Source organism: Streptomyces sp. NPDC127117 (assembly GCF_042677325.1).
Classification (GTDB): domain Bacteria; phylum Actinomycetota; class Actinomycetes; order Streptomycetales; family Streptomycetaceae; genus Streptomyces.
On record NZ_JBHXTM010000027.1, the window covers coordinates 46,681 to 60,059 of the forward strand.

The 13,379-nt window shown below is 72.6% G+C and carries 15 protein-coding genes; 5 read left to right on the forward strand and 10 right to left on the reverse strand.

The features are described from left to right. Positions 1-13: 13 nt before the first annotated feature. From ACFVH0_RS23575 to ACFVH0_RS23585, 3 genes are all read right to left on the reverse strand, one after another. On the reverse strand, positions 14-868 hold the full coding sequence (locus tag ACFVH0_RS23575; protein WP_385822996.1) for an NAD(P)H-binding protein: 855 nt from the start codon (positions 866-868) through the stop codon (positions 14-16). Positions 869-1,087: 219 nt separating this feature from the next. Further along, positions 1,088-1,621, reverse strand: a complete 534-nt coding sequence (locus ACFVH0_RS23580; RefSeq protein WP_385822998.1) for a GNAT family N-acetyltransferase — start codon at positions 1,619-1,621, stop codon at positions 1,088-1,090. Between the two features lie 36 nt (positions 1,622-1,657). Next, entirely contained in the window at positions 1,658-2,458 is an 801-nt protein-coding gene (locus ACFVH0_RS23585; RefSeq protein WP_385823000.1) for a DUF6597 domain-containing transcriptional factor, read from the reverse strand. A gap of 91 nt (positions 2,459-2,549) precedes the next feature. On the opposite strand from ACFVH0_RS23585, the gene ACFVH0_RS23590 reads away from it, so the two are divergent. Further along, positions 2,550-3,122, forward strand: coding sequence for a TIGR03086 family metal-binding protein (locus ACFVH0_RS23590; protein WP_385823002.1), 573 nt, complete (start codon positions 2,550-2,552; stop codon positions 3,120-3,122). Positions 3,123-3,531: 409 nt separating this feature from the next. On the opposite strand, the gene ACFVH0_RS23595 is transcribed toward ACFVH0_RS23590, so the two are convergent. From ACFVH0_RS23595 to ACFVH0_RS23605, 3 genes are all read right to left on the reverse strand, one after another. Beyond that, complete coding sequence (locus ACFVH0_RS23595) at positions 3,532-4,677, reverse strand: hypothetical protein (RefSeq protein WP_385823005.1); 1,146 nt, start codon at positions 4,675-4,677, stop codon at positions 3,532-3,534. Positions 4,678-4,780: 103 nt separating this feature from the next. After that, on the reverse strand, positions 4,781-5,737 hold the full coding sequence (locus ACFVH0_RS23600; RefSeq protein WP_385823007.1) for a universal stress protein: 957 nt from the start codon (positions 5,735-5,737) through the stop codon (positions 4,781-4,783). Between the two features lie 53 nt (positions 5,738-5,790). After that, the gene (locus ACFVH0_RS23605; protein ID WP_385823009.1) at positions 5,791-6,792 is read right to left on the reverse strand and encodes an Acg family FMN-binding oxidoreductase; all 1,002 of its coding nucleotides are present in this window, start codon (positions 6,790-6,792) and stop codon (positions 5,791-5,793) included. A 165-nt stretch (positions 6,793-6,957) separates the two neighbouring features. Between ACFVH0_RS23605 and ACFVH0_RS23610 the strand changes: the two genes are divergently transcribed. After that, entirely contained in the window at positions 6,958-7,929 is a 972-nt protein-coding gene (locus ACFVH0_RS23610; protein ID WP_385823011.1) for a universal stress protein, read from the forward strand. Between the two features lie 6 nt (positions 7,930-7,935). On the opposite strand, the gene ACFVH0_RS23615 is transcribed toward ACFVH0_RS23610, so the two are convergent. After that, entirely contained in the window at positions 7,936-8,604 is a 669-nt protein-coding gene (locus tag ACFVH0_RS23615; protein ID WP_385823013.1) for a TetR/AcrR family transcriptional regulator, read from the reverse strand. A gap of 163 nt (positions 8,605-8,767) precedes the next feature. Between ACFVH0_RS23615 and ACFVH0_RS23620 the strand changes: the two genes are divergently transcribed. After that, entirely contained in the window at positions 8,768-9,325 is a 558-nt protein-coding gene (locus ACFVH0_RS23620; RefSeq protein WP_385823015.1) for an NAD(P)H-dependent oxidoreductase, read from the forward strand. Between the two features lie 77 nt (positions 9,326-9,402). Here ACFVH0_RS23620 and ACFVH0_RS23625 read toward each other — a convergent pair whose 3' ends face one another. The 3 genes from ACFVH0_RS23625 to ACFVH0_RS23635 form a co-directional block, all read right to left on the reverse strand. Then, the gene (locus tag ACFVH0_RS23625) at positions 9,403-9,618 is read right to left on the reverse strand and encodes a hypothetical protein (protein WP_385823017.1); all 216 of its coding nucleotides are present in this window, start codon (positions 9,616-9,618) and stop codon (positions 9,403-9,405) included. Between the two features lie 129 nt (positions 9,619-9,747). Continuing rightward, positions 9,748-10,299 (reverse strand): hypothetical protein, encoded by a 552-nt coding sequence (locus ACFVH0_RS23630; protein WP_385823019.1) that lies wholly within the window; start codon positions 10,297-10,299, stop codon positions 9,748-9,750. Positions 10,300-10,324: 25 nt separating this feature from the next. Further along, positions 10,325-10,915, reverse strand: coding sequence for a hypothetical protein (locus tag ACFVH0_RS23635; RefSeq protein WP_124722689.1), 591 nt, complete (start codon positions 10,913-10,915; stop codon positions 10,325-10,327). Between the two features lie 129 nt (positions 10,916-11,044). Between ACFVH0_RS23635 and hemL the strand changes: the two genes are divergently transcribed. Then, entirely contained in the window at positions 11,045-12,361 is a 1,317-nt protein-coding gene (gene hemL / locus ACFVH0_RS23640; RefSeq protein WP_385823021.1) for a glutamate-1-semialdehyde 2,1-aminomutase, read from the forward strand. Positions 12,362-12,438: 77 nt separating this feature from the next. After that, positions 12,439-13,086: a histidine phosphatase family protein gene (locus ACFVH0_RS23645; RefSeq protein WP_385823109.1), complete on the forward strand. Its 648-nt coding sequence runs from the start codon at positions 12,439-12,441 to the stop codon at positions 13,084-13,086. Positions 13,087-13,379 lie beyond the last annotated feature (293 nt).

Below are 13,379 nucleotides of genomic sequence, written 5' to 3' on the forward strand. Positions count from 1 at the left end.
GGGGTTTCGCTGCTCAGGGGCGGAAAGCCGCGGCGTTCTCCGCGGCCCAGGCGGCGAAGGTGCGGGCCGGGTGGCCGGTCAGCTTCTCGATCTCGCCCGTCACCTCGTCCGGGACGCCGTCCAGAGCGGCCATGTACGCGAGCAGCCCGTCGGCGACCGGGCCGGGCAGGAAGGCCGACACGGACTCCTTCCAGGCGGCTCCGGTCACGGTGTTGATGGCGATGGGGCGTCCGGACGCCGCCGCCAGCAGGCCGACCTGCTCGGTTGCGGTGATCGATTCGGGGCCGGTCAGGTGGTACGCCGCGCCTTGCAGCCGGGGCTCGGTGAGCACGGCCAGGGCGGCCTCGGCGATGTCCGTCGGATCGATGGGGCTGGCATGGCTGCCGGGGTGGGGGAGGTCGACGGAGCCGTTGGCCCGTACCGACTGCGCCCACTGGTACGCGTTGCTCGCGAAGGTCCCCGGGCGGAGCAGCGTCGTGGTGAGGGGTGAGGCGATCAGGGCCTGCTCCACCGCGTGGTGGGAGGCGGCGATCGGGTTGTCCTGGGCGTCCGGGGCCAGCACAGAACTTGAGGAGAGCAGCACGATGTGGCCCACCCCGGCGGTCTCGGCGGCGGCGAGGAAGGCATCGATGCCGGAGGGATCGGCGTAGAGGAAGACGGCGTCGATGCCGTCGAGAGCGGTCCCGAAGGTGGCCGGATCGCTGAGATCGCAGGCCACGACGGGCACCCCGGCGGGCAGCGCTTCGGCCGTGGCGGCAAGGCTCTCGGGCGTGCGCGAGGCAGCGCGGACGGCGTGGCCGTCGCGGTGCAGCAGCGAGACGAGCGTGGAACCGATACGGCCCCGGCATCCGGTGACGAGAGTGTGCATGGCGGAGGAATCCCCTCTGCGGGCGTGCGGCGAATGTGGCTGCGGTACGCATATGACGGCAGTACAAAAAAGCTGCGGTACCAAAACTGCGGTACCAAAGCTGCGGTACCGAAACTGCGGTACCGAAACTGCGGTACCAGTAAGCTGCGATACGAATAAGCTGCGCGACGCAGATAAATATCCAGCAGCGGCGCCGGACCGTCAAACGTTTTCGAACGGCTACGAAGCGAAGTGGCCGAGGTCGAGCCGCCAGTCGTTCGTCAGCAGTGCGTGACCGGGCGGGTACTCGAAGTCGCACTCGCCGACCAGGGTGAAGCCCGCCTTGCGGCACACCGCGTTCGACGCGCCGTTCTCCACGGACGGGTAGGCGTGCAGGAAGCGGTGCTTGCGCTCGGCGCGGGCCTGCTCGGCGACTGCCGTCGTCGCGGCCGTCGCGATGCCCAGGCCCTGGTACTCGGGGAGGACGGCCCACCCCGTCTCGTACACCTCCTGGCCCTGCCAGGTCCGCTCCCAGAAGCCGATCGTGCCCACCGCGTCGGCCCCGTCCGCCAGTGCGACGCGGAACATCCTGCCCCGGCCCGTGCGGTCCGCGCTCAGCTCCACGTAGCGCCCGTGCCGGGCTATGAGCTGCTCCTCCGTCTCGGGGCCGCCCAGGTGGTCCATCAGCTCCGGTGCGTTGGCACGGCGGAGCAGCTCCAGGTCGGCATCCGACCAGGCCTCGATCCGTACGGAAGATGACGCGGTGCGTTCCATGCCGGAACTGTAGGACGCGGCACTGACAACGAGCGGTCAGTGCGGGGCGAACGCCGTCGGGGGCACACCGACCGTGGTGGTGAAGTCCCTGATCAGATGGGCCTGGTCGCTGTAGCCGAGCTCCGCCGCGAGTGCCGCCCAGTCCACCTGCGGGTCCGACTCGGCCCGCTCCAGGGCCTCGTGGATGCGGTAGCGGAGGATGACCCACTTGGGGCCGACACCGACGTACGAGGCGAAGAGCCGCTGGAGCGAGCGCGGCGACAGCCCTTCGGCGCGGGCGAGTCGGCCGACCCGGCGCACCGTGCGGTCCGTGCGCACCAGGTCGGCCAGCGCCATCGCGCGTTCGGCCTGCGGGTCCGCCGCCGGTCCGAGCGCCAGCAGGTACCGGTCGAGCGCCGCCACCCGCGCGTCCTCGTCCGCCGGGCCGAGGACGTCCGACGGCGGGGCGGACGGGGTGAACACCTCGTCGGCGGGGAGCCGACGCCCCGTCCACTCCGAGACCGGCCGGTCCGGTGCGAACGGCCGGAATCCGCCGGGCCGGAACTGCACCCCGCAGACCCGGCCCCGGCCCTCCAGCTTCTGCGTGAAGAGCTCCAGCCCGATGCCCGAGACCTCCACGAAATCGTCCTCGCCCTCGAACCGCTGGAAGACCAGGTTCACGGACGGGTGCGGCACCACATGGGAGGCGTAGGGCTGCGACAGGTCCCAGTCGATGAGCCAGTAGTGCTCCACGTACGGCCGCAGCCCGGCGGCGGGTTCACGGCGGCGGAAGCGCACCTGGGCGAAGAGTTCGGGGGCGTCGACGATGCCCCGGGTGTCGCGTCGAGGACCGGCCATGGCGGCGATCCTACGATCCGCGGACCGTCCGGGCGCGGACGGTGTCGCGTTTCTTCAAGCGCCCGGCCGCCCGGCCGTGCATCGTCGGAGGATGACGAAGATCAGTGAGTTGCTGGCCACGGCCGTCGGGCCGGCCGTGGCCGTGCTGGACGGGATCGACGACGACAGCCTCGACGCCCCCACTCCGTGCGCGGAGTACGACGTACGGGCCCTGATCGGCCATCTCTTCCAAGTGGTCGTCAACTTCCAGGCCTTGGCGGCCAGGAAGGAGGCCGACTTCGGAGCGACGCCGGACATCGTCACCGGGGACTGGCGGGCCCGGTTCGGCGAGGAGGCGGCCGGGCTGGTGGCGGCCTGGGCCGTGCCCGGCGCGGACGAGGGGACCACGGGGGCCATGGGGCTTCCGGCCAGGACCGTCGGGCACATGGTGCTGGGCGATCTGACCGTCCACGCCTGGGACCTGGCGCGGGCCACCGGCCAGGAGTTCACCCCGGACGAGTCCGTACTGGACGAGATCGGTCCCGCGCTGGCCGCGATGGCTCCGATGGCCCGGGAGGCGAAGGTGTTCGGCGAGCCGCACCCCGTACCGGACGGGGCTGGCCCCTTCGACGAGGCGCTGGCGCTGACCGGCCGGGATCCCGGCTGGCGGCCGCCCGACGCCTGACATCGGCGGCCGGAGGACGGGGGTCCGGCGCTTCGGCCCCCGGTGCCTCGTAGAGGCCGTCCAGCCTGGTGAACGCGGTGTCGACGACGCCCTCGGCGTCCATCAGTATCGCGCTCTCGGCCTGCCGGGCCGCCCGGTGGGCCGGCAGGCGCGGACATGGGGGCGCCGGACGCCGTCGCCGCCACCAGCGCTCGCACGCCGCGTAGATGCCGCAGGCGAAGACCAGCACCGGGATGGACAGGGCCAGCAGGGCGTCGCCCACGGCAGACCTCCTCGCGCACACGGGACCAAGGCAGGTCTCCTCTGCATCGGCAGGTCCGCCGGGCCGGCTGAAGATCTCTCTTCGGCCAATGAGCGGGAGGAGCGGCCGGAAGCGGGCGGGGACGGGGCCGCGGGTGTGCGAGGGGGTCTACCGGCTCCACACATGCAGTGCGTCGCCCGTCTCCGACACCGTGTACCAGGTGCCGTCGCCGAGCGCCGTGGGCGCGCCGGATATCGGGAACGGGTACGTGACCTGCGCCGTCAGCCGCATCCGCGCCCCGGCCGTGGTCACCAGCCAGTGGCGCTGCTCGCCGTACTCCCCGTCCCGCTCCGACGTACCGGCGATGACGGTCTCCTCGTCGAGGAAGCCGCACTCGTAGTCCCAGAGCGTCTCGTCGGCGTCCCGGTCGTCGGGATCGGCCCCGGGGTGGCGGGGGACGGTGTGCTCGGTGCCGAGTTCGGAGAGTACGGAGCCGTCCTCGATCCGGTGCACGCCGAGCGTCTCCTCGTAGTGAGTCACCGTCAGGAAGCGGTCTCCCGAGGGGCTCACCCCCGTCAGGATCCGTTCGTCGTTGCAGAACTGCTCGACGGAGAGCTTCGAGCCGTCCCACCGGCCCCACCGCAGCGGCACCCCGTCCTGGCCCTCGCCGACGCAGAGCCCCATCCGGGCGGGGTCGGGATGGGGGACGTGGTCGGAGCCCGCCGCCACCGTCGCGGTCTCCGCCCGGCCGAGCACCCGTCCGTCGGCGGCGTCGATGACCAGCCACTCGTCCAGCGCCTCCGGATCGGGGCCCGAGGCGGCGACGGGGCCGCGGATATGGGCCCAGACGAGCGTTCCGTCCGCGGAGAACACGGCCGAGCCGCTGTCCGCGTACAGATGCCGGCGGTCGGCCGCGTACTCCTCGTACGTGGTGTGGAGGGTGTGGCAGCTGCCCTCCCAGCAGCCGTGCGCCACCTCCCAGCGCACCGCCCCCGTCGGATCCACCGCGCGCACCGCGTGCACCCCGGCGAAGACCGCGAGGTCGCCGCCCGGCGACACCGTGCAGGTCCCGAAGCTGCGGGGCCAGGGGGCGGGGAAGCGGACCGGTACCGCGTCCGGGGCGCCGGGGTCGACGGCGATCAGTTCGGTGTCGCCGCGCTGGACGAGCAGGCGCCGGGTGCCCGCCGACGGTCCGTCGCCGGACTCGGGCCGTGCGTCCGGCCAGTGCAGGAGCTGCGGGGCGTCCGCCGTTCTCCGTGCGTGGTCCAGCGGTGCGGCGAGCGTGGTGACAAGGCGTGCGGCGGCGTCGGCCATGGGGCGGGCCCTCCCCCTCGTGCGTGAGTGCGTCGACTCGTACGTGAGTGCATCGGTACGGGGAGAACCGTAAGGCCGGTCGGTGGGCGCCCGGTCGGCGGCCTCAGCCCTGGTACGTGTCCGGGACGATGGCGACCGGGCAGGGCGAGTAGTGCAGCACCGCGTGGTCGACCGGGCCCAGTTGGAGCCCGTGCCAGCCGCTGCTGCGCCGGGCGCCGACGACCAGGAGCTCCGCGTTCTCGGCGGCTTCGATCAGTACCTGGTGGGCCGGGCCCTGTGCCACGGAGCGGTGGATGACGACGGTTCCGGAACCGGCCTGGCCGGGAGTTCCCTGTGGTCCCTGCGTCTCTTGTGGCTGGTGTGTCTGCTGTTCCTTCCGGGCCTCCAGGGTTTCCAGGGCCTTCAGGACCTCTTCGAGGTGTTCCTCGGCCTGTCGGCGGTGGGTGGAAGCGGAGGTGCCCGGGAGGGGCGGATGGGTCAGGAGCGCGTGCGCGGGGCGGCGCCAGGCGCGTACGGCGGTGAGCTCGCCGTGTCGCGAAGCGGCCCGGGCCAGGGCGAAGACGGCGGCGGCCGACGGACCGGCGGCATCGCTGATCCCGACGACGATGTGGCCGGGTTTCGGCGGTGTACCCGGATGCCTCGCCGGAATCACCACGACCGGGCAGTGCGACCGGCCGGCCAGTGCCAGCCCCACGGACCCCAGGAGCATCCCGGCGATCCGGCCCCGGCCGCGGGAGCCCAGGACGACGAGTGACGCCTCGTGGCTCTCCCGTACGAGGGCGGCCACCGGGTCCTCGGGCTGCACGTCGGCCACCACGCTCACCTCGGGCCTGAGATCGCGCACCCGGTCGCGGGCCGAGGCGACCAGATGCTCGGCGAGGAGTTGTTCGCCGGGTACCCCGGCGTCCATGGTGGGCCGCAGGCCCTCGTAGTGCTCCCACAGCGACGCGTGCACGACGCGCAGGGTGAGCCGGGAGCGTGACGCCTCGGCCGCGGCCCAGTCCAGGGCCCGCAGGCTGCCCTCCGAGCCGTCCACTCCGACGACCACCGGAAGCCCCATCGCTCCCACCGCCTCTCTCTACGGATCGATCGTCAGCATCCGCTTTCTCTTCTCTACGGATCGATCGTCAGCACCCGGTCCAGGCGGCGGCGCGGCGTCCGCGGGCCGGTGGGCCCGTATCCCATGCGGATGATCATCTGGGGGTTCCCCGTGCCGTGGACGGGGTCGCGAAGGACCCAGCGCAGGTCCGGCCATTCGACGGGCTGGGTCGCGAACGAGGTGGACACCGAGTCCAGCGTGGCGGTGAGCAGGACGCGCTCCAGCGCCTGACCTGCGCGGAGCCAGTCCGCCGGGCGGTCGTCCGCGGTGCTCAGCAGGGCCAGCTGCGGCCGTCGCTCGAACAGGACGCGGGCCCGGCCCGCCGGGGCGCCGGCGCCGGTGAAATCGCGGTTGGTCGCCCGCTCGGAGGCGTCGCGCGGGCCGAAGGCGTAGTCGGGGATTCCGTCGACCGGCGCGTCGGTCTTCGTGAACCGGGTCCAGTGCTCCTGCTCGGCCTCGCGCGCCGGGTCGCCGTGGCCGTACCCCTCGGCGTCCCGGATCAGGTCGAGCACGGTCTCCAGGTGCGGCGGGACCAGGAACGCGAGGTCCGCGCCCTCGGTGCGGGCCGCGCTCACGAGGCGTGCGCGGACCTCGTCGGGGATCGGCTGCTCGTCGAACGGGTAGCGGCTGGTGTGCCGGTCCGCGATCGCCGGGTGGAGGGCACGGAGTGCCTCGTCGGCCCGGTCGTTCGGGGCGTCGCGGCCGGGGTCGAGGCGTACGGCGGCCAGGAACGCCGGATCGGACGGGTCGGGCAGCGAAGTGGTGGCCGCGGCCAGGCCGTGGTGGGCGGCGGACACCCGCAGGTTCAGCAGGGCCGCGCCGCAGCCCACGTGCAGGGCGCGGGTGGTGGGGTCGGCCGCCGGCATCGCACGCTCGAAATCGGCGCGGAGGGCGAGGGTGCGGTCGCCGCGTGTGTAGCGGAAGAGCCAGGGCTGTGCGTTGTGCATGGACGGTGCGGCGGTGGCGTCGGCCACGAGGTCGGCGACCACCGTGTCGGTGAGTGTCTGGGCGGACATCTGACCCCCGAGGATCGGGAACTGTCGATGTCTCTCCAGCATGTATCAAGTGCCGCCGCGACGGTACGGGAGGCGGTCCGGGTTTCCGGGATCCCGCCGGGTGGGGGATCGTGGAAGGGAAGCAGGGGAGGGCGACGGCGGAACTTCGCTCACCGGAGGTGGATCATGACCGTCCCCGTGACCGTAGGCCTGAACGGGACGCCCGCGAGCATGGCCGCGGCGGACTGGGGCGCCCGTGAGGCGGCGCTGAGGGGTCTGCCGCTGCGGCTGGTGAGCGCGTGGGAGTGGCAGCCGTTCTCGTACGCGCCCCTGGCCGGCAGCGAAATGCCCGAGCAGTGGTCCGTACGGGTGCCGGAGGAGACCGCCGAGGAGCTGCGGCGCCGCTACCCCGGCCTGGACGTCACCGCCGACCGGCTCACCGGTTCGCCGCCCGAGGTGCTGCGCGAGGCCGCGAAGCAGAGCGAGCTGCTGGCCCTCGGGAGCACCGGGCTCGGCCCGCTCGCCGGATTCCTGCTGGGGTCCGTGGCGATGGCAACCATCGCGCACACCGAGCGGCCGGTCGTCCTCGTCCGCGCCGATGAGGAGGAGGACGCGGGCGACGACGGCGAGGGCGACGACGGCGAGGGCGGGGAAGCGGGCGGTGGCGACGACGGCGAGGGCGGGGAAGCGGGCGGTGGTGGTGACGGTGGGGCGTCGGAGGCGGGTGACGGTGCCGTGGTGCTCGGCATCGACCTGAGCAGCCCCGGTGACGAGACGATCCGCTTCGGTTTCGCGGCCGCCGCCGTCCGGTCGGCGCCGTTGCGGGTGATCAACGGCTGGAATCCGCCGCCCTACTTCGGGCACGGCATCGGTGACGACGAGGGCCGGCGGGCCGAGGCGATCGACCGGGCCGCCGAATCGATGCGGGCCGTGCTGGCGCCGTGGCGGGAACGGTACCCGGCCGTAGAGGTGGCTGAGGAGCCCGGGATCGGGCGGCCCGCCCGGCTGCTGTCGGAGGCCGGGGCCGGGGCCGGACTCGTGGTCGTCGGCCGCCGGGCGACCCCGCGCAGGCCCGGACAGCCGCGCATCGGGCACGTCGCCCATGCGGTCCTGCACCACTGCCCCGCGCCGGTGGCCGTCGTGCCATCGGCGGACTGAGGGGTCTCAGGCGGTTGCCCCGAGGCGGGTGACCAGGTGGTGCCAGGCCTCCTCCAGGTGCTCCAGGGGCATGCCGCGCTCGGTGGTGAGGTGGTGGACGAGGGCGGTGTCGATGGAGGCGAGCAGGGTGTGGGCGAGCAGCTCCGGATCGCCGGGCACCTTCGCCTGCCGCAGCAGCATCGCGAGGTGGTTGAGGCGCAGCCGGAGCGCGGGGACGGCGTAGTTGCGCAGCGGATCGGTCCGGCTGGCCAGGATCAGCGGGTGGTGATCGCGTTCGTGGCGCAGCACGGCGGGCCCGAAGGCGTGCAGCCGTTTGGCCGCGGGGGCGTCCGGGCCCAGCGGAGGCGGGCCGGAGAGGAAGGCGGCCTGGAGCTGCTTCTCCCGGTGGTCCAGGAGCGCGAGCAGCAGTCCGGCGCGGTCGCCGAAGCGCCGGAAGACGGTTCCCTTGCCCACCCCCGCCGCGGCGGCCACCGACTCCATGGTCAGGTCCGCCGCCCCGCATCCGGCCAGCAGCCGGGAAGCCGCGTCGAGCAGGAGCGTGCGGTTGCGTGCCGCGTCGGCCCGTAGCTGCGGGGGTTCGTCGATCGGGGCGAGCGGGAGATTCGTCCGTGCTTCCCCTGGTTCGGGCAGCGGTTCGGGCAGCCTCGGCGTCGGAGGGGTAACGGGGCCGGTCATGGTCCCAGCGTAACGCCCGGAAAGAAGAAGTGGACCGCGGTCCGTTTAGGTGGTACAACTTTAAACGGACCACGGTCCGCTTGATTCGATCTGCTCGGCGCAACCGATGCGTCCGCTCGGTGTGCTTGTTGTTCCTGCCTCTCCGCCTCCCCGGGAGTTCTTCATGTCTGTACGCATCCTCGCGCTCGTCGGTAGCCTCCGCGCCGGTTCGCACAACCGTCAGCTCGCCGAAGCCGCCGCCAAGCACGCCCCCGCGGGCGTCGAGATCGAGCTGTTCGAGGGCCTGGCCGAGGTGCCCTTCTACAACGAGGACATCGACGTCGAGGGAAGCGTCCCGGCCGCCGCCGCCCGGCTGCGTGAGGTGGCGGGGCAGGCCGACGCGTTCCTGCTCTTCTCGCCCGAGTACAACGGCACCATGCCGGCCGTCCTGAAGAACGCCATCGACTGGCTGTCCCGTCCGTACGGCGCCGGCGCCATCTCCGGCAAGCCGGTCGCCGTGGTCGGCACCGCCTTCGGCCAGTACGGCGGCGTCTGGGCGCAGGACGACGCCCGCAAGTCCGTCGGCATCGCGGGCGCCGTGGTCCTGGAGGACGTCAAGCTGTCCATCCCCGGCTCCGTGACGCGCTTCGCCGACACCCACCCGGCCGACGACGCCGAGGTCGTCACCGCGCTCACCGAGGTGCTCGGCAAGGTGCACTCGGCCGCCTCCGTGGCTGCCTGACCTTCTGCGCCGTACGCGCGGCTGCGAGGCGGGCGAGGACGCCAGGTCGCAGCCGCGCGCCGCTGTTTCCGAGCACGTCACGGCATCGGTGCGCGGCATCGGGGCACCGAGAACGATCTCGCCATGCGTCTGGTGGCCGCGCAGCCGGGCGACGCTTCCGCGGCCCTGCCGAACGTCTGGACGCCGTCGACGACGGGGCGGACCCGGCCCGCCGCCACCGCCGGTACGACCTCGGTGGCGAGACCGGCGATCACCTGCCCTGGCTCTCCCGGGCGGCCGAGGCCGAACGACACCCCCGGCGATCACCTGCCCCGGCTCTCCCGGGCGACCGAGGCCGAACGACACCCCGTGGATCCGCAGGTGCCGGTAGCACAGGGCGTCCGGGCCGATCGGGGCCCGCGCCCCGTCGAGCCGGACGATGTTCACCGGCTGCCCGTCGACCCGAGTCCCGAGTGACGGGAAAGGCAGTCGGCGAAGGTCCGCCCGCCGGCGCGGTCGAGCGCCGGACCCACGCCCTGTCCGTCGGCGTGGTCGAGCGCCAGATCCGTGCTTTGTCCGGCCGTGTGGTCGAGCAGCAGATCGACGCCCTGTTCGTCGGGGTGGTCGAGCGCCAGATCCGTGCTTTGTCCGGCCGTGTGGTCGAGCAGCAGATCGACGCCCTGTCCGGCCGTGTGGCCGAGCGCCAGACCCGCGCCTTGCCTGGCCGTGTGGCCGAGCGCCAGACCCGCGCCTTGCCTGGCCGTGTGGCCGAGCGCCAGACCCGCGCCTTGCCTGGCCGTTTGGTCAAGCGCCAGACCCGCGCCCTGTCCGCCCGTGTGGTCGAGCAGCAGATCGATGCCCTGTCCGCCGGCGTGGTCGAGCGCCGGACCCTCGCCCTGTCCGTCGGCGCGGTCGAGCAGCAGACCCACGCCCCGCCCGCCGGTCGCCGCGAGCGCCGTCCCGGTGAGGTCCTGGGCCGAGGTCACGACGGCCACGCGCCCCCGGCCCTCCTCGGCAGGATCAGGGCCACACCAGGCAGTACGCCTGATGCCCCGCGTCATGCAGCCGGTGCGAGAAGTCCTGCCACTCGTGCAGGAGTTGGTAGACGTTGAACGCGTCGCGCGGGCCGCCTCGGTCCGGGACCGTGGACCAGATGAACGCGGCGGCGCCCACCGACTCCTCGCCGACGCCGCGCAGCGGGTCGACGACCGTCATCGGAAGCTTGACCACCGCGTAGTCGGGGTGCAGCACCACCAGTTCGAGCGGCGGGACCTTGTGCAGTGGTATGCCCTGTATTCCGGTGAGAACCATCGCCGCCACCGTCTCGGGCTTGATCTTGGTGAACATGCCGCCCATGCCCAGCTCGTCACCGCCGAGCTCCTCGGGGCGCATCGAAATGGGCACGCGTGCCGCGGTGGCCCCGTCGGGGGCACCGAAGTACTTGTAGGTCACCCCCACCCGGCCACCACTCCTGCTTCCGGCTCCGCCACCCTGCGCCCCACCGGCCCGTATGCCTTGCTCGCGCTCCGCCTCACGCCGGTGCCGACCCCGCCGGGCAGGCTCGGGCCCCAGGTCGTCGGTCCCTTCGCCCACTCCGCCACCGCGATGCATATCTCATCCACCCGACTACTACTTAGGAGACACAGCCCCCGCCGCGCAACCCGATCATCGTGTCAGTGACCTCCCCCACGGGCGTGCGGTGAAACACCTGTCCGCAAGACCGTCCGTGGCTCTGACACCATGGCTTGTGTGAGCTTTCCCTATGACGCCCCAGTTTCGCAGACGCTTTTCGACCGCGCGTCCCTCGTGACGCCCGGCGGCGTGAACTCTCCCGTACGTGCCTTCCGGGCCGTGGGCGGTACGCCCCGCTTCATGGTGTCCGGCAGCGGTCCGTACCTCACCGACGCCGACGGCCGTGAGTACGTCGACCTCGTGTGCTCGTGGGGGCCGATGATCCTCGGCCACTCCCACCCGGAGGTCATCGCCGCAGTCCAGGAGGCCGTCGCCCGCGGCACCTCGTTCGGTACGCCCGGTGAGGGCGAGGTCGCGCTCGCCGAGGAGATCGTGGCCCGGATCGAGCCCGTGGAGCAGGTGCGACTGGTGTCGTCCGGCACCGAGGCGACCATGTCCGCGATCCGCCTGGCCCGCGGATTCACCGGCCGGGCCAAGGTGGTGAAGTTCGCCGGCTGCTACCACGGCCACGTCGACGCGCTGCTCGCCGCCGCCGGTTCCGGGGTCGCGACCTTCGGCCTCCCGGACACCCCGGGGGTCACCGGAGCGCAGGCCGGCGACACGATCGTGCTGCCGTACAACGACCTGGACGCCGTCCGCGAGGCGTTCGCCGCGCACCCCGGCGAGATCGCCTGTGTGATCACCGAGGCGTCGCCGGGCAACATGGGCGTCGTACCGCCGCTGGACGGCTTCAACGCCGGGCTCAAGGAGCTCTGCGCGACCAACGGCGCGCTCTACATCTCCGACGAGGTCATGACCGGTTTCCGTACGTCGAAGGCCGGCTGGTTCGGCGTCGACGGGGTGCGGCCCGACCTGATGACCTTCGGCAAGGTCATGGGCGGCGGCTTCCCGGCCGCGGCGTTCGGCGGGCGCGCGGACGTGATGGCGCACCTCGCCCCGGCCGGCCCCGTCTACCAGGCGGGCACCCTCTCCGGGAACCCCATCGCCACCGCCGCCGGTCTCGCCCAGCTGCGACTGCTCGACGACGCGGCGTACGCCAAGGTGGACGCGGTCTCCGCGGAGATCCGGGGCCTGGTCAGCGAGGCGCTGGCCAAGGAGGGCGTGGCGCACACGGTGCAGGCGGCGAGCAACATGTTCTCCGTCTTCTTCACCGACCGGCCGGTGCGGAACTACGAGGACGCGAAGCAGCAGGAAGCTTTCCGCTTCACTGCCTTCTTCCACTCGCTGCTGTCGCAGGGCGTCTACCTCCCGCCGTCGGCCTTCGAGTCCTGGTTCGTCTCCACCGCCCACGACACGCAGGCCGTCGAGCGCATCGCCGCCGCCCTGCCCGCCGCCGCCCGCGCCGCCTCGGAGGCCACCGAATGAGCGAGAACGGAAGCCGCAAGGACACCAAGGACACCAAGGACACCAAGGACACCAAGGACATCACCGTCGTCCATCTGATGCGGCACGGCGAGGTGCACAACCCGGAGGGCGTGCTCTACGGGCGCCGCCCCGGCTACCACCTCTCCGAGCTCGGCCGGCAGATGGCCGACCGGGTCGCCGAGCACCTGGCCGGCCGCGACATCACCCATGTCGTCGCCTCGCCGCTGGAGCGCGCCCAGGAGACGGCCACGCCGATCGCCAAGACGCACGGCCTGGACCTGGCCACCGACGGGCGGCTCATCGAGGCCGCCAACGTCTTCGAGGGCAAGACCTTCGGCGTCGGCGACGGCGCGCTGCGCAAGCCGGACAACTGGAAGCACCTGACGAACCCGTTCCGGCCGTCGTGGGGCGAGCCGTACATCGAGCAGGTCGTACGGATGATGGGCGCGCTGGACGCGGCGCGCGACGCGGCGCGCGGCCACGAGGCGGTGTGCGTCAGCCACCAGCTGCCGATCTGGATCGTGCGCAGCTTCGTCGAGCGGCGGCGGCTGTGGCACGACCCGCGCAAGCGGCAGTGCACCCTCGCGTCGCTGACCAGCTTCACGTACCAGGGCGACAAGATCGTGTCGGTCGGGTACTCGGAGCCGGCCCGGGACCTGGTGCCTGCGCATCTGCTGGCCGGGGCGAAGCCGGTGAAGGGGAAGTCGAAGGCGTTCGGCGCGTAGCCGGCCGGAGGCCGGTGGGGCGGGGCACGCTGTCGTGGAGCGCCCCACGCGTGGCCCGGTCACTGATTTGTCCTCGATCGCCGGACGGGCCCGATCCGCGGCCCGTCCGGCGATCGGCCTTTCCCGGCGATCGGCCTTTCCCGGCGATCGGCCTTTTCCGGCGGCGGTCGAGCGATGCTCCCGCCCCGCCCCACCTGCTAGGTCATGCGTTCGGTCATGGTCGGGGTCTGGTCTCGTAAAGAATCGTGTGCTAGTTCGCGGAACCTCCGTGTTGATTCCGCCATCTAAGCCTT